At 43.1% G+C, this 16,491-nt stretch carries 17 protein-coding genes; 15 read left to right on the forward strand and 2 right to left on the reverse strand.

Features of this window, described 5'->3' with window-relative positions; genetic code table 11:
- Positions 1–205 precede the first annotated feature (205 nt).
- From mgrA to M1L62_RS14845, 8 genes are all read left to right on the forward strand, one after another.
- Positions 206–1,192, forward strand: coding sequence for an L-glyceraldehyde 3-phosphate reductase (gene mgrA, locus M1L62_RS14810; RefSeq protein WP_254560361.1), 987 nt, complete (start codon positions 206–208; stop codon positions 1,190–1,192).
- A gap of 64 nt (positions 1,193–1,256) precedes the next feature.
- Positions 1,257–1,610, forward strand: coding sequence for a hypothetical protein (locus tag M1L62_RS14815; protein ID WP_254560362.1), 354 nt, complete (start codon positions 1,257–1,259; stop codon positions 1,608–1,610).
- Positions 1,611–1,659: 49 nt separating this feature from the next.
- Positions 1,660–2,244 carry a TetR/AcrR family transcriptional regulator gene (locus tag M1L62_RS14820; RefSeq protein WP_254560363.1) on the forward strand — a complete coding sequence of 195 codons (585 nt, stop codon included), beginning with the start codon at positions 1,660–1,662 and terminating at the stop codon, positions 2,242–2,244.
- A gap of 50 nt (positions 2,245–2,294) precedes the next feature.
- Positions 2,295–3,191: an NAD(P)H-binding protein gene (locus M1L62_RS14825; RefSeq protein ID WP_254560364.1), complete on the forward strand. Its 897-nt coding sequence runs from the start codon at positions 2,295–2,297 to the stop codon at positions 3,189–3,191.
- Positions 3,192–3,601: 410 nt separating this feature from the next.
- Positions 3,602–4,144, forward strand: a complete 543-nt coding sequence (locus tag M1L62_RS14830; RefSeq protein WP_254560501.1) for an RNA polymerase sigma factor — start codon at positions 3,602–3,604, stop codon at positions 4,142–4,144.
- Entirely contained in the window at positions 4,113–4,955 is an 843-nt protein-coding gene (locus M1L62_RS14835) for a HEAT repeat domain-containing protein (RefSeq protein ID WP_254560365.1), read from the forward strand. Before M1L62_RS14830 ends, M1L62_RS14835 begins: the two co-directional genes overlap by 32 nt.
- Before the next feature lie 23 nt (positions 4,956–4,978).
- Positions 4,979–5,845 (forward strand): DUF4097 family beta strand repeat-containing protein, encoded by an 867-nt coding sequence (locus M1L62_RS14840; protein WP_254560366.1) that lies wholly within the window; start codon positions 4,979–4,981, stop codon positions 5,843–5,845.
- A 4-nt stretch (positions 5,846–5,849) separates the two neighbouring features.
- Positions 5,850–6,689, forward strand: coding sequence for a DUF4097 family beta strand repeat-containing protein (locus M1L62_RS14845; protein ID WP_254560367.1), 840 nt, complete (start codon positions 5,850–5,852; stop codon positions 6,687–6,689).
- Between the two features lie 71 nt (positions 6,690–6,760).
- Here M1L62_RS14845 and M1L62_RS14850 read toward each other — a convergent pair whose 3' ends face one another.
- Positions 6,761–8,608: a chloride channel protein gene (locus M1L62_RS14850; RefSeq protein ID WP_254560368.1), complete on the reverse strand. Its 1,848-nt coding sequence runs from the start codon at positions 8,606–8,608 to the stop codon at positions 6,761–6,763.
- Positions 8,609–8,832: 224 nt separating this feature from the next.
- Here M1L62_RS14850 and M1L62_RS14855 point away from each other — a divergent pair, with 224 nt between their 5' ends.
- From M1L62_RS14855 to M1L62_RS14885, 7 genes are all read left to right on the forward strand, one after another.
- The gene (locus tag M1L62_RS14855; protein WP_254560369.1) at positions 8,833–9,168 is read left to right on the forward strand and encodes a DUF1475 family protein; all 336 of its coding nucleotides are present in this window, start codon (positions 8,833–8,835) and stop codon (positions 9,166–9,168) included.
- Positions 9,161–9,955 carry a DUF1295 domain-containing protein gene (locus M1L62_RS14860; RefSeq protein WP_254560370.1) on the forward strand — a complete coding sequence of 265 codons (795 nt, stop codon included), beginning with the start codon at positions 9,161–9,163 and terminating at the stop codon, positions 9,953–9,955. The genes M1L62_RS14855 and M1L62_RS14860 overlap by 8 nt, the downstream gene beginning before the upstream one ends.
- Positions 9,956–10,050: 95 nt before the next feature.
- Positions 10,051–11,091 carry an SAM-dependent methyltransferase gene (locus M1L62_RS14865; protein WP_254560371.1) on the forward strand — a complete coding sequence of 347 codons (1,041 nt, stop codon included), beginning with the start codon at positions 10,051–10,053 and terminating at the stop codon, positions 11,089–11,091.
- Entirely contained in the window at positions 11,085–12,203 is a 1,119-nt protein-coding gene (locus tag M1L62_RS14870; protein WP_254560372.1) for an alpha/beta hydrolase, read from the forward strand. The genes M1L62_RS14865 and M1L62_RS14870 overlap by 7 nt, the downstream gene beginning before the upstream one ends.
- Before the next feature lie 2 nt (positions 12,204–12,205).
- Positions 12,206–13,480 carry an NAD(P)/FAD-dependent oxidoreductase gene (locus tag M1L62_RS14875; protein ID WP_254560373.1) on the forward strand — a complete coding sequence of 425 codons (1,275 nt, stop codon included), beginning with the start codon at positions 12,206–12,208 and terminating at the stop codon, positions 13,478–13,480.
- Between the two features lie 24 nt (positions 13,481–13,504).
- Positions 13,505–14,317 carry a DUF1365 domain-containing protein gene (locus M1L62_RS14880; protein ID WP_256527694.1) on the forward strand — a complete coding sequence of 271 codons (813 nt, stop codon included), beginning with the start codon at positions 13,505–13,507 and terminating at the stop codon, positions 14,315–14,317.
- A 44-nt stretch (positions 14,318–14,361) separates the two neighbouring features.
- Positions 14,362–15,603, forward strand: coding sequence for an SAM-dependent methyltransferase (locus M1L62_RS14885; protein ID WP_254560375.1), 1,242 nt, complete (start codon positions 14,362–14,364; stop codon positions 15,601–15,603).
- A gap of 57 nt (positions 15,604–15,660) precedes the next feature.
- On the opposite strand, the gene M1L62_RS14890 is transcribed toward M1L62_RS14885, so the two are convergent.
- Positions 15,661–16,434, reverse strand: coding sequence for a hypothetical protein (locus tag M1L62_RS14890; protein WP_254560376.1), 774 nt, complete (start codon positions 16,432–16,434; stop codon positions 15,661–15,663).
- Positions 16,435–16,491: the final 57 nt, after the last annotated feature.

The raw sequence follows: 16,491 nt of genomic DNA on the forward strand, positions 1-16,491 counted from the left end.
AAGGAAATTAATGTCAGAATTAGAATGTGCGATTATAATCGTGAATCTATAAACAATGTATGGATTTTCAGCAAAAATAGCCGTGTTGGTTACTTAAAAACAGTTTGAAGAACATTATTTCCTGAAAAGTTAATTTTCCGAACCAGAATAAAACGGCTATCTTTTCCGCAGATTTAAATCTTTACTCTTTCTTTACAACATTTCAATGACTTATTTAGCAGATCCTGCCCGCTACGAGCAAATGACCTATCGTAGGTGTGGCAAAAGCGGCCTTAAATTGCCCGCCATTTCTCTTGGTTTGTGGCATAATTTCGGAGGTGTCGACGTTTTTGAAAACTACCGGTCTATTCTTACTACTGCTTTTGATCACGGCATAACTCATTTTGACCTTGCCAATAACTATGGTCCGCCTCCGGGCTCTGCCGAGGAAAATTTCGGGTTGCTGATGAAAAAGGATTTTCTGCCTTATCGCGACGAGTTGATCATTTCCTCAAAAGCAGGTTATCTGATGTGGCCGGGACCTTACGGCGAATGGGGCTCAAAAAAATACCTGGTGGCTAGTCTTGACCAGAGCCTTAAACGGATGGGCCTTGATTATGTCGATATTTTTTACCACCACCGCCCGGATCCTGATACGCCTTTGGAAGAAACCATGGCAGCACTTGATCTGATCGTTCGTCAGGGTAAAGCTTTGTACGTTGGCATTTCCAATTATGAGGCGGCAGACGCAGAGAAAGCCATTGGAATTTTGAAACAACTGGGGACACCCTGCCTGATCCATCAGCCTAAATACTCCATGTTTGAGCGTTGGGTGGAAGGTGGTTTGCTGGATGTCTTAGAACGTGAAGGTGTGGGATGTATTCCATTTTCGCCATTGGCACAGGGACTGCTCACGGATAAATATCTCAAAGGTATTCCGGCCGATTCAAGAGCTGCAAAACCGGAAGGTTTTTTACAACAAAATCAGGTAACGCCTGAGGTTATTGAGAAAATCAGGAAACTGAATGACATAGCCCAGGAACGTGGACAAACACTCGCGCAGATGGCACTTGCCTGGTTGCTGAAAGATCCCCGGATCACATCGGTACTGATTGGAGCAAGTCGTGTATCACAATTGCTTGATTCATTGACTTGTCTGAAAAACCAGGAATTCAGTAATGAGGAGCTGGAAAAAATTGCCGGTATTCTTTAATCCGCAAGGCAGCATTTTTAACAATGCTGCCTTTTTTATTTTCAACAAACAATTACACTGGCACATGAAAAATTTAATCCTGATCAGCCTTATTCTGATCTCCACTCCCTCCTTTTCCCAGATCATTGTTTCCGGCGTAGACATCAACAAATCTGACAGTATCAAGGTCTGTACCATCGAAATGATTGGGTATGGGCTTGCAGGCGATAAAGTGGATATTTTTCTTGATTACGGGCAAAAAACAAAAAAAACCACAACCCAAATCACTGACCTGACAGGCAAGACACTTACGTTTTTTTCTTCGGCTGCCGTGCTGAACCATATGGAAAATAACGGATGGCAACATTATGATTCACAGATACTTCCGGACAGAGGCTTATTAAAACGCTACTATTACTATTTCAGGAAAATAAAATAAAATTCGTCAAAAGCTTGCGTGCATACCAACTAGTATGTACGTTTGTATCATGCTTGATACGAGAGGGGAAATATTGCAAAAGAATTTTGAAGCCATGCGTTTGCATGGTTTTCAGGGGTTGCGTACGGATAAGGTAATCGCTCAAATGGGGATTACCAAGGGCGCCTTTTATCATTATTTCAAAGACAAACTCAATGTAGGTTATGCAGTTGTGGATGAGCTTATTGCACCCAGTTACATCAATACCTGGAAAAATTTAAGCACGCAGGGCGTGCACGTGATTGATGCAATTTCAAATACTTTAAGATGTATTGCCGGATATTCAAACCAGGAAACCATTCACCTGGGCTGCCCGCTTAATAACCTGATCCAGGAAATGTCTCCTCTTGATGAAGGTTTTAATAAGCGATTGTCATCCATCCTGAACGAGGAAAGAAAAATGATCAGGCAAGGTATTGAGGGTGGAATTGCGGATGGGACAATTCTTGCAGATACTGACGCAGATGCTTTGACACTTTTCATTTTAGCCTCACTGGAAGGAAGTTACGCCATTGGCAAATCATTTAACAGTTATTCAAAATTCATCGTTTGCGTTGAACAGCTGATCAAAATCTTAAATAATTATAAACAATAATTTTTTTCACTTTATACATACCAACTAGTATGTATGTAAATTATAAACATATGAAATACGTTATCACAGGAGCCAGCGGAAAGACAGGAAAAGTAGCGGCAGAAAAATTACTGGAGGCCGGACAGGAAGTCGTTGTTGTGGGCCGGAAAGCGGAAGGACTACAATCGCTTGTAGAGAAGGGAGCGTCCGCTGCCATTGGCGATCTCACCGACGAAGATTTTCTAACAAAAACATTTGCCGGTGTCGATGCGGTGTACGCCATTATTCCTCCTATCTGGAGTATTACAGAATCATGGCGTGCATATCAGCGCCGCGTGGGTACGGCTATCACCAATGCAATTGAAAACGCAGGGGTGAAACATGTGGTGATATTGAGCTCAATGGGTTCTCAGCTTGCTCCTTTTGGCGCAGGACCTGTAAGCGGACTTGGTGAGTGGGAACAACAATTGCAGAATGTCCCGGGTTTGAACGTCCTCGCACTGAGACCGGGATTTTTCATGGAGAATCTTTACGCCTACATACCACAGATTAAAGGCCAGGGCGCATTTGGTGATTCCCTTCACGCCGACCTTAAAGTACCTTTTGTCCATACAAAAGACATTGGCGAGGCAGCTGCCAAACAACTGCTTGCACTTGATTTTAAAGGTTTCTCTCGCGAATTCGTTTCTGGTAATCGTGATTACACCATTCAGGAAGCCGCTAAAATACTGGGAGAAGCCATTAATTTACCTGCTTTGCAGTATATCCAGTATCCTTCTGATGCCGCGAAAGAAGGGATGATTTCTGCCGGAGTACCGGCACCGATCGCCGAAGGTTATACAGAATTGTGGAAGGGGCTTAATTCCGGGAAATATCTTGCGGACTTTGTCCGGACACCTGAAAACACAACCCAGACTTCCCTGGATGACTTTGCAAAAGAGTTTACGGCGGTTTATCAGAATAGTTAATAGCCTAAATCTATTTCAGAAAGTAAGAACGCATATTTTTAAAAAACTGACCTTCGTCATTATTTAACAGAATAAAGTTTTTAATCTTTGCCACCAGTCAAATACTCAGCGTATTTGAGGTGAGAAAATATTCTTAAAAATCCCTGGCAGCATGCCGGGGATTTTTGTTTGCAGTCACTCCGGGAGCCCTCCATTAATCTCACAAATACCATTTAATCAATAACTTACAAAAAACAGTTATATTTAACACTAGAATGTATGTGCCTGTTTTATCAAAGGCTTAATCATACCAAAAAAATATTTTACTTTTTTTTACAATTTCCTGTAACCTTTTACCGCTGCTCAGGTTTCCACTATAAGAACACTAAAAAAGGTAAATACTGTTGAACACGCTAACGGATAATTCGCTGATGCTCCGGGTAAAATCCGGGGACCTTGATAAGATGGGATTGCTCTTTGAGCGGTACCACCGTCCGTTGTTTTCATTCCTGTATCATATGACAGGCAAGGCGGATGTCAGCGAAGATCTTGTGCAGAACGTATTTTACCGGATGCTGAAATACCGCCATACTTTTACGGGAGAAGGCGAATTCAGAACGTGGATGTATCACCTGGCCAGAAATGTATTGAATGATTCCGTCAAGCAAAACAAGTCGAGAAACCATGAAGATGTCCATGCCTATGCGGACAGGATTGATGGAGGAACATCCGCCGACGCAGCTTTTGAAAAACAGCAGGACGCCGAGTCACTGCATAAAGCCATGGCGGTGTTGAGTGAGGATCACCGGGAAATATTGGTATTGAGCCGGTTTCAGGAACTTAAATATGAAGAGATTGCCGGCATTTTGAATATCACGGAGGGGACAGTAAAAGTGCGCGTACACCGTGCACTGGGTGAGTTGAAGAAAGTATTTTTGAAAAATGAAAACCGAAGGAAAACACATGACATGTGACCATACAAAAGGACAGTTTACCGATTGGTTAAACAAACCTGCAACTGACCCAGAACGGATCAGGATCGAAAAACACCTTGGACAATGCCCGGAGTGTCAGAAAGAATTTGCGGAAAGCAGGGATTTATGGGAAATGATGGGCGAAGTCCGGGTGGAAGTACCGAGCGAAACCATGCGTGTCAATTTCAACAGCATGCTTCACGACTATAAAAAAACGGTTAAAGAAAAGGACAAATATTCCATTGATCACCTGATCGACGCGGTTCGTCAGTTTGTAATACCGCAGTGGACGGTTCAGCTTACTTTCAGTCTTTTACTGGTTGGGCTTGGCTGGATTATCGGGTTCAGGATGAATAAGGATCCAAAGGCTTCAACAGCTTATACTGAACAAATCGATACACTGGCAAACCAGATTCAGGAAATGCGGCAGATGATGATGCTGACGTTAATCGAAAACCCTTCCGCTACCGAGCGTCTCAGGGCCGTAAGTTACACGAATGACATCACACACGCGGACGAAAAAGTGATTGAAGCGCTTTTTTCGACGCTGAATAATGATCCGAATGTGAATGTAAGGCTTGTGACCCTGGAAGCCATCACGCAGTTTGCGAATGATCCGCTGGTTCGTAAAGAACTCGTGCAGTCGCTGGCCCGGCAAGACTCTCCCATGGTGCAGGTGGCACTTGCTGATGTGATGGTAAAATTGCAGGAAAAACGCTCCATCAAGGCTTTCAGGCAAATGTTAAGACAGGAAAACCTGGATGAACTGGTGAAAAATAAAATCGAACAAACGATTAAAGATCTTTCTTAAACAACCAATCAAATTTATTAGCCATGAAAAAAATAATAATCCCATTTCTGGTGGGGCTGGTACTTTCTTGTACCCAGGCGCCAGCGCAAAAACAGTTTTTCAAAGAGCATATCAGCAAGCAATTTACGGTATCAAATAGCTCCGGAAAGAATGTGCTGGCCATTTACAACATCAACGGGTTTATCAAGGTAAAGGGTTATGACGGGGATAAGGTGATGCTTGAAGTTGATAAAACATTGTCGGCCGAAGGGCAGGAACTCCTGAATGTTGCCAAAGAGGAATTTAAGCTCAATTTTGAACAAAAAGAAGACAGCATCCTGGCATACATATCCGAACCTGTGGACACCCGACCTAACCGGGGCAATAAAAACTGGGGAAGCAGACAGGAAAGAAAATATGATTTCCATCTTGAATTTACAGTGAAAGTGCCCTACTCCATGAATTTGCAGGTATCAACCGTAAACGGCGGCGAAGTAACGGTTGATGACGTAACAGGCTCGCTTAAAGTCTCCAATGTAAACGGAGCTATAAAACTCACCAATGCCAAGGGCGCTTCCGAAATCAGGACGGTCAATGGAAATGTGGAAGCCAACTATGTGAGCATCCCTCCGGGCGAATCTCAGTTCAAGACACTCAATGGCGATCTTATCATCAGTTATCCGGAAAATCTTTCAGCCGACTGCCAGCTCAAAAGCTTTCGCGGTGACTTTTATACAGACTTCCCGAATACAGAAACATTGCCTGCAAGAGTGGTAAAAAGCCAGGAAACAGATCACAATAAAACGGTTTATAAATTAAATGCAGAGACAGCAATAAGAATCGGAAACGGAGGCAGGACCTTCAAATTCGAAACATTCAACGGAAATATCTATCTAAAAAAACAATCCTGATTATATGAAAATCCACAAATTAATGGCCATTGCTTTGATCATGGCCGCAAGTATCAAAACGCTTCCCCTACTCGCTCAGAATGAAACAAAAGAACAGTTGACCGTGGCACTCTCGGATCCGGGAAAACCGGGATCATTGAACGTAAAACTGATCAGAGGCTCCATCCATGTGATCGGGTATGCGGGAAAAGATGTCATCATTGATGCGGTATCAAAAGTGTCGACCGAGAAAAATGACGATTCGAAAGATGAAAATGCAAAAGGATTAAAACGCATCACATCGGGAAGAGGCGATCTTGACCTGACTGTTGAAGAGCAAAAAAATAATGTCAGCATCAAGACCGGTATGGGCAGACATCCGATGCATCTGACCATTAAAGTGCCCGTTCAGTTTGGTTTACGGGTTGGGACGATCAATGAAGGCGATGTTACGGTTGATAACGTGAGCGGAGAACTTGAAATTTCAAATGTCAACGGCGCTATCCAGCTTACCAATATTTCCGGGTCGGTTGTGGCCAATACAGTCAACGGTAATCTGAAAGCAGTATTTAAGTCCGTTAATCCGGAATCACCAATGGCTTTTTCTACACTGAATGGCAATGTGGATATTACGTTTCCGGCAACAGCAAAATTTGATGTAAAACTTAAATCAGACCGTGGTGAGATTTACAGCGACTTTGATGTAGATGTCGACAAAACCCAGCCCAAGGCAACACGTTCGACCAAAGATGGTTTATACAAAGTAAGCATTTCCGATTGGGTACAGGGAAAAGTAAACGGCGGCGGAAAAGAAGTGATGATGAAAAATATGAACGGCAACATTTATGTAAGAAAAGCTAAGTAATTGTTACCAAGGCCATAACGGAGCTCCTGTTAAAGTTAACCCAATACTTTAACAGGAGTTTCTCTTTCCCGTTATCCGGAATGCGCTTGTAACAACTGGCGATAACTATTGAGTACACTGGACTTGGAAATAAATCCGGCAAATTTACCCGTCACGGTAACAACCGGCAAATGCCATAACCCTGTTTCATCAAACTTCCTGGCAACTTCTACCACGGAGTCATTTTCGATAATCACTGCCTTGGGTTCTTTTAAAAGATCACCGATATTTAATGAGCCGTCCAGATCCCGACTGAAAAGGATCGGCCTTAAATCGTCCAGAGTTATAATTCCTACCAGTGTTAGATCTTCATTTAAAACCGCTACAAGGTTTCTTTTCCCATTTTTTACAACTTCCCGGAGTTCATCAAACGACGCCCTATCGCTGATAACCTGAACATCCTTATCCAATAAGTCGAGGGTACGCAGTAAAGACAAGAGATTTCTGTCGTGCTCTTTCGTAAATATTTTGCCCTCACTGGCCATCTTTTCCAAATCAGGAGAAACGGCAGAAAACCATTTTGCCATCAGAAAGGAAATCACCGAAACGATCATCAAAGGTATAAACAGGTCATAGCCCGAGCTGGATTCCGCGATCAGGAAAATGGCAGTCAAGGGCGCATACAACACACCGCTCATAACACCTGCCATTCCGACGATGACCAGATTAACCATTGGTACATCCTTAATTCCTGCCTGTATACAGAGCAGTGCAAAAACATATCCCAAAGAGCCCCCGGCAAATAGTGAGGGTGCAAAATTACCGCCATTTCCCCCGCTTTGAATGGTAATTGACGTTGCAAAAGCCTTTAACAGACAAACCACGGCAACAAAAACGATGATCACCCATTCGCGATATCCGATAAAACGGAAGAAACTGTTTTCCATCACTTCTTTGATTTCTCCGTTTGTAAAGGATTTGATGGTATCGTAACCTTCGCCAAATAGCGGCGGATAAAGCACACACAGCAGCGACAAAATACCACCGCCAAGCATTGCTTTTTGAATCTTTGATAATTTAAGTCCATGGAAGAACTCTTCAATATACCGGGTGATCACAAGAAAATACCGGGCATACAAACCACATAAAACGCCCAGAATCAGGTAAAAAGGTATGTTATGATAATCAAATGCGCCACGTGTGTGGAACTGGAAAAGTACCTCTTCCTTTAATAAAATCCTTGATATCAAACTGCCGCAAACCGCGGCAACAACCAGCGGGATAAAGTCTGAAAAAACGACACCTGTAAGCAGTATTTCAAAGGCAAACATCATTCCGGCGATCGGTGCATTAAAGGCAGACGCAATACCGGCCGTTGCGCCGGCAGCAAGCAACAGGGTTCTCTCGCGGTAGTCAAGTTTATAGGTCTGAGCAAAATTTGAACCGATAGCCGCACCTGTCACAGCAATCGGACTTTCCAGACCCGCAGAACCGCCCAATCCGACGGTTATCGCGCTCTGGACAATCTGTGAATACATTTTAACCGAAGAAACATTACTCGCATTCTGAGCAATTTCGTGGAGGATAACAGGAATTCCCTTTTTATCCATGCCATTGAAAAACAACTTAACAACAATTGTTGTGATGACGATTCCGGAAAACGGGAAAATGAGATAAAACAACACCTGATCTTCAAAGTGCACCTTATAGGTGATCACATAGTGAATATAATGCACCAGCGATTTCAAAATCACACCGGCCAGACCGGCCGTGCAACCCACCAAAATACCGGAAAGAATAAGAAACTGGCTGCGGGTAAGCACACTTTTCAGCCAGTAAATCACAATTTCATAACTTCTGACTTTGTCGATACTGAATCGTGTAAAGTCCCGCCTGAACTTTAAGAAGCTGTAATATTTCTTTATGTTTTTGCTTTTCACTCCCTGTTGTTTGTCATCAAAAAAATATCTTTTTGAGGTATTATGCTCCCTACTTAATCCGGATTGATGAAAAAATCGTACTAATAGTATCACAATGTACGATTAACTCGAAAGACTTGCCGGGAGAAAGGCGGCTTTTGCCATAATCATTGCGACAAAATTGTTTACCAAGAGATAAAAATATTGATACAATACTCATAATCTAACACTTACCATCCTTAATCATGATCACCGCATTAAAAATAATTTTCAGCGTTTTACTAATCTGGATGTGTTACGTCGTGATCAGTACGAGCCTCAAAAGCAATTTGTTCAAAGAATGGGATTTTTTAGGGTCGATCCCGTGGATGCGTGCCACACTTTGGGATTTTTATGCCAACGCCTTCATCATTTATTTGTGGATATTTTATAAAGAACCAAGCATTCTGTTAAAAATTGTATGGTTGCTGTTAATGTTTTTCCTGGGCAGCATTGCCAGCTGTGCTTATATCCTGATTGAATTATTCCGTCTTCAACCGGGTGAAGGCCTGATCGACCTTTTAACCAAACGCCATGAATAATTCTGTATTTCTCCCGGTGGCCGTTTCATTATTCGTTTGCAGCATGATCATGACGGCCGTTTGGTTATGGGCAAAAAAGATCAAAAATGCAGGTATTGTCGACATATTCTGGTCTTATAACTTTCCCGTAATTGCCGTAATTGTGTTCTTTCTCGCCAATGGATTTGAGACCCGAAAACTCATGATCTGCGCTATGGTTATGATCTGGGGAGTTCGTCTGGGTACGCATCTGGGGAGGCGCGTCATTTCGCATATTCATGAAGAAGAAGGACGTTACGCACAATTAAGAAAAGAATGGGCTCCGATTGCTGAGAAGAAGTTTTTCTGGTTTTTTCAGGCACAGGGAGTATCCAATGTATTGCTGGCAATACCTTTTTTTATCATCACACAGAACCAGTCTCCGGTGCTGTCATTTTGGGAATATACAGGCCTGGCAATCTGGATTATTGCTGTAACCGGAGAAGCCATTGCAGACTGGCAGCTGGACAGTTTCAAGAAAGATCCCGGCAACAAAGGGAAAGTCTGCGATAGTGGCCTTTGGAATTATTCGCGGCACCCGAATTATTTTTTTGAATGGCTGATCTGGGTTTCGTATTTCATCTTCGCACTGGGTTCGCCGTATGGATATCTTGCCATGATCAGCCCCGCCATTATTCTGTATCTGCTTTTTAACGTGACGGGTATTCCTGCGACGGAGGAACAATCGCTGCGGTCAAAAGGCGCATTATACGAGGCGTATCAAAAATCGACAAGCGCATTTTTTCCATGGTTTAAAAAAAGTAATTGAGCTAAAATTCCAAAAAACTGCCAGAAATAAATCTAAAGTGTGCTGATCTGCGTATATCCGTCATAATCTCATCAAGAAAAACCTGCAAGTCCTCCATGTGGTACGATAAACTTTTGGTTAATAACCAAATACCCGATTTCCTTATCAGGATGGGAATACGAAAATATTTAAAACAACGTTTGCGCGAAGAAAATAAGGGCGGCGGCGAGGCACAGCAACGCCATTTATTACAATTTATCAATACGCTTAAAAATTCACCTATTGCGGTAAATACGGCTGATGCAAACGAACAGCATTATGAAGTGCCGACAGAATTTTATCAATATTGCCTGGGCGAAAATCTGAAATATTCCTGCGGATTCTGGAAACCCGGCGTCACGGACATTGATATCTCGGAACGGGATATGCTTGAACTGACCTGTGAGCGTGCCGAGCTTATAAACGGGCAGAATGTTCTTGAACTGGGTTGTGGCTGGGGTTCGCTGTCACTTTTTATGGCAGCAAAATATCCCGGCAGTATCTTTACCGTTGTTTCCAATTCCAGAACGCAAAAACAACACATTGACGAACAGGCTTTTTTGAGAAATATTCAGAACCTGAAAGTCATTACTGCCGATATGAATACCTTTCATACGGATGAAAAATTTGACAGGATTGTGTCTGTTGAGATGTTTGAGCATATGCGAAACTACAAACTGCTGATGCAGAAAGTAGCTTCCTTTCTGGATGACCACGGGAAAGTGTTTGTCCATATTTTCACACACAAAGAATTCGCGTACCTGTTTGAGGTAAAGGATGAAACGGACTGGATGAGCAAGTATTTTTTCAGTGGCGGGGTAATGCCAAGCAATGATCTTTTGCTGCATTTCAACGATGACCTTAACATGGAAAAGCAATGGCTTGTTAACGGTACGCACTATGCAAAAACTTCCGAAGCCTGGCTGAATAACATGGACATTCACCGGGACGAAATCATGCCACTCTTCGAGCAGACTTATGGCAAAGACGAAGCCTTAAAATGGTGGGTCTACTGGCGTATTTTCTATATGTCCTGCGCTGAATTATGGAATTACGACGATGGAAACGAATGGATGGTAAGTCATTATCTGTTTCATAAAATCCCGGCGCCATGGTAAAACTATCGCTGACAATCATCCTGTTTCTGATTTCACTGCTGACCATTTTGCCCGCACCAGCCTTCTATTTATGGCTGCTGGCAATCGCAGCGGATGAATTTTCGTGGGTTTTTATAGCGGTTTTACTGGTTGTTATTCTCGTTTCGTTCAAGCCATCGGCATATCAGACACCTACACTTATTGTTTCTTTTATTGCCCTGTTCATTTTTGCATCGCCCATTGCGAGAGCCTACTTCATATCCAAAAAGATACGTAACGATATGGCATCCGCTTTTGGTGATCACAGTGTGGCCAGCCAAAAACCATTTTCATACCCCGGTCTTTTTAAAAGTAATATCAGTATTCCGTATAGTACCGTCAGTTATAAAAAAACAGATAAGGGTAATTTGACCATGGATTTTTATCCATCGGCTATTCCTGGTGTAAAACCCTGCGTAATTGTTGTGCACGGAGGTTCCTGGAAAAGCGGGGATAGCAAACAATTGCCAGAACTGAACAGCGTCCTGGCAAGTAAAGGATATCATGTGGCCGCTATTAATTACCGTCTCGCGCCATCTTATCAAAATCCCGCGCCGGTTGAAGACGTCAGAGATGCACTGGCTTTTTTAAAAGAAAAGGCAGCAGCCTGGCATATTGATTCAGGTAATTTTATTTTGCTCGGACGTTCTGCGGGAGCACAGATTGCGTTGCTTGCCGGTTTTACCCTCAAAGATCCGGAGGTAAAGGGAGTTATCGATTTTTATGGCCCTGCCGATATGGTCTGGGGTTATTCAATTCCGTCGAATCCACTTATCATGGACTCGCGCAAAGTGATGGAAGATTATCTGGGCGGAAGTTACAATACCCATCCGCAGAATTTTGAGAAAAGTTCTCCTTTGTTATATGTTTCAAACCAGTCGCCTCCTACCCTTTTAATTCACGGAGAGAACGACGTTCTGGTGGCTTACGAGCATAGCAAAAGGCTTAATGCCAAACTGAGCACCAACGGGGTTAAACATTATTTGCTCACCCTGCCGTGGGCAACACACGCTTTTGACTATAACCTGAACGGTCCGGGAGGGCAGCTTTCCACCTATGCCGTAATGTATTTCTTAAAATCTGTAACCAATTAGCGATGCTTAAAACAGCGATTATAGGAACCGGAATTGCGGGTATGGGCTGCGGTCATTTCCTGCACCAGACAGACGACATCACACTGTTCGAACAGAATGACTATGTTGGCGGGCATACCAACACGGTTACCGTGGATGAAGAGGGAAAACCTGTTCACATTGATACCGGTTTTATGGTTTTCAATTACGAAACCTATCCCAATTTGTGCAGGCTGTTTAAAGAGATTGACGCGTCGGTAAAAAAAACAGATATGTCTTTTAGTGTTCAGCACAAGCCCAGCGGCCTGGAATACAGTGGGTCAAGTCTTAATCACCTTTTTGCACAGCGCAAAAATCTGTTCAACCTGAAATACATCAGAATGCTCTCTGAAATTTCAAGGTTTAACCGGGACAGTGTGCAGATTTTGGACGACCCCCAGTTTTCGAATTATTCGATTGGACAATATATCAGGGAATTTGGATACAGCGACGATATGTTATGGAAATATCTGGTGCCGATGAGCTCGGCTGTTTGGTCCACGCCCATGGAGCAAATGCTTGATTTTCCGGCTGTAACCCTGATCAGGTTCTTCAAAAACCATGGCTTTCTTGGCATTGATACGCAACACCAATGGTATACGCTCCATAACGGCAGTCAGTCTTATCGTGAAATCCTGATCAAGCCATTTAAAAATAAAATCCACGTTAACCGGAAGGCCGTAAAAATCAAGCGGGAAAATGATAAGGTTACCGTACTCGCATCGGACGGCACCCGCGAAGTTTTCGACCGTGTGATCATCGCCAGTCATGCGGACCAGGCGTTGGCCATGCTTAGTGAACCGACCGTGCTTGAACAAAATATTTTGTCGAATTTCAAGTATCAATACAATAAAGCGGTTTTACATACCGACGAAAAAGTAATGCCTGATACAAAACTGGCGTGGAGCAGCTGGAATTACCGGATCGCCGAAAGCAAGTTTGAAATCGCGCCAAGCACGGTTTACTGGATGAACAGGCTGCAACAGGTATCTGACAAAAAAAACTATTTCGTTTCGATCAATCCTCAGGACGATCTTAATGCAAACAAGATCATACGGGAAATCGACTACGAGCATCCGCTTTTTGACGTCCCGGCCATGCACGCGCAGAGCAGCTTAAAATTACTGAACGAAACAGGGCCGGTTTATTTCTGTGGAAGTTATTTCAAATACGGATTTCATGAGGATGCGTTTAAAAGTGCTGTTGATTTGTGCGCGAACCTGACAACGGCAAAAATTTTAAACAACGAAATCCATTAAGGCCGTTTTATCGTATATCCATACATGAAACAGGATCATTTAAATTCTTGCTTATACAAGGCCCGGGTGATGCATAACAGGCTTCACCCAAAGAAACATACATTTCATTACGATATTTTTATGTTTTATCTGGACTTGGCAGAGCTTGATTTCATTTCACAGAAGTTCAGATGGCTAAGCAGAAATCGTTTCAACCTGTTCAATTTCCGGGATTCAGATCATTTACAGTTACCGATTGAAAATCCGGATAAATCGAAAAAAATCAGGGAACACATTACGCAATACCTGGCTGAAAATCTGGTAGATATTGGAAACGGGCGGATTATGTTGCTTACCAATCTGTGTACGATGGGTTATCAGTTCAATCCGGTTTCATTTTATATCTGTTACAATGAGCTTGACGAACCCGTCTGTACCGTCGTGGAAGTTTGTAACACTTTTAAAGAAATGAAACCTTATTTCCTTGGTAACGAAACGTTTAACGACAATAAATTTCATCTTCATACCTATAAAAATTTCTACGTTTCGCCTTTTATCGATCTTGATTTCTATTTTGATTTCAACGTGAAAGTACCGGGAGAGCGACTGAATATTGCCATTAATGATTATGATGAGTCGGGTGAGCTTTATTTCATGAGCGCATTGCAGGGCGAAAAAGCAGCGCTTACGGATGCCAATATGATCCGGTATTTTTTCAGTATTCCGCTTGTTACCATGCAGATCACCTGGCTTATTCATTGGCAGGCATTAAAACTTTGGGCCAAGCAAATCGGGTTCCATCGCAAGGCAGACAACCCTCAATTACAAACCGAAGTATACAGAAGGTACAAATCTTAACAGGCCAGACACCCATCATTACTATGCTAAAAACCCACGCAAAATTGAATAAAACGGAACCTGTTGCAACAAAACCTGGCTTATACCAGCAACTGGTTTTAAGCCAGCTTCATAAGATGAATTTGGGGAAGCTGGCATTAACATTTCCGGATGGGCGGACTGAGTTTTTCGGTGACGGGGTCAACCCGATATCGGCTTCTGTGACCATTACGGATGTGGAATTTTTTAAACGTCTCACCCTGTTTGGCGACATAGGTTTTGGAGAAGCCTATGTGGAAGGACTCTGGGAAACGGACAACATCACCAGCGTGATTAACTGGGTACTGCTTAATGTTGAAAATGCACCGGGCGTTTCGGGCAGCAAATCACGGACTTTTGCGTTGAATATTTTAAGGCTATGGAATAAAATAACCCATAGCTCCCGTTCCAATACCCTTGAAGGATCGAGGAAAAACATATCGGAACATTATGACCTGAGCAATGATTTCTTCGGCGTTTTTCTGGATAAAACCATGACTTATTCAAGTGCCTATTTCCGTCATGAAGGCATGGACCTGGAAGAGGCGCAGCTGGAAAAATATGATCGTCTTTGCCAGAAACTCAACTTACAGCCTTCTGACCACGTCCTTGAAATTGGCAGTGGCTGGGGTGGGAACGCCATATACATGGCAAAAAATTATGGCTGTAAAGTCACATCACTTACCTTATCCGTTGAACAACAGAAACTTGCCACGGAACGTATATCCAATGCCGGCTTATCTGAACGGGTTCAGGTTCTACTGATGGACTACCGGAATATCCAGGGTTCATTTGACAAAATTGTATCCATTGAAATGCTCGAAGCAGTCGGCCATGAATACCTTGATAGCTATTTCAGCAAATGTAATTCCCTTCTGAAAAAAGACGGCATCCTGGCCATACAGGTTATCACCTGCCCGGATTCCCGTTACGACAGTTTGAAAAAAGGTGTCGACTGGATACAAAAATATATTTTCCCAGGGTCACTGCTGCCTTCTGTGGCGGCTATTAACCGGTCTGTGAACAAAACCGGCGACATGAGTCTGGTAGACCTGAAAGAATTCGGGCTGCACTATGCGTACACTTTAAGAGCCTGGCTGGATAAATTCAATGAACGTTTGGCCGAGATCAAAAGTCTCGGTTATGACGAACAATTTATCCGCAAATGGACCTATTACCTTTGTTATTGTGAAGCGGCATTTGTCATGCGAAATATCAGCGTCATGCAGCTGGTTTATAGCCGGCCAAACAATACGAATTTCTTATAAAGAAAATGCCCGTCGAAATCATCAGCGGGCATTTTCTCTTATATAAAACGAACAAAATCAGCCATTTCCACGGGCCAGCTGTACTTCCAGGCGTATATCAACACCCCTGTCGTTGGCACCATATCGCGAACCATAACCGCTGCCGGTTCCAATGCCAACGCCCATACCGCCTCCCATGCCAATTCCACCGCCAAGACCTATACCAATTCTTGGAGAAAAACCGGATTGCGAAGATGAAGCACCGTCAATTTTAATACTGACGCCCAACAAGGAAGATTCCCTGGTATTCATCGCGAGCAGGCTGAAAGGTATTGCCATTTGCTGCGTCAGTTCCCCATTTTTATCCATGCTGATGTGAGACTTAATACTGCCATCGGCTTCAACGAGGTTTATAAAACGTTGCCCCTGTTTATCTTTCCAAACGGCCTCCTTGTTATAGGAATCGATCAAAAGCCCCAGGCCAAGGCTGTTTGGTAAATCTGTATCAATCCTGCGTAACGCCTTGCGGTCTTCTTTCATAACCACCGGAAACAACAGGGAATAAGAATCCTTTTTCTGTCCTTCGGGACTGAAAGATACTTTCAAACCGTTACCCAAAATCTTTTGGATCGTCGCGGGATCACGGGTTGTCATGGTCATGTATAAGTAATGGTCATCATTGATGATGCCATATGCCAGTCTTGAAACCTGATCTTTTCCATCCGGTTTCACCTCATCTACATAAGAGAAAGGCGCATTCCATTTTGATGCATAAGGGATCGTTTTCGAAGAACTACACCCTGCCAGTACCACCAGGGCAAGGAGGAACCAGCTATTATTTTTACTTTTCATCTTGCTATTTATGTACACTAAATTTCAACTATAATTAAACGAAACCGTTCTTAAAAC

Origin of the sequence: Dyadobacter diqingensis, from assembly GCF_024220585.1 — a bacterium.
Taxonomy (GTDB): Bacteria; Bacteroidota; Bacteroidia; order Cytophagales; family Spirosomataceae; genus Dyadobacter; species Dyadobacter diqingensis.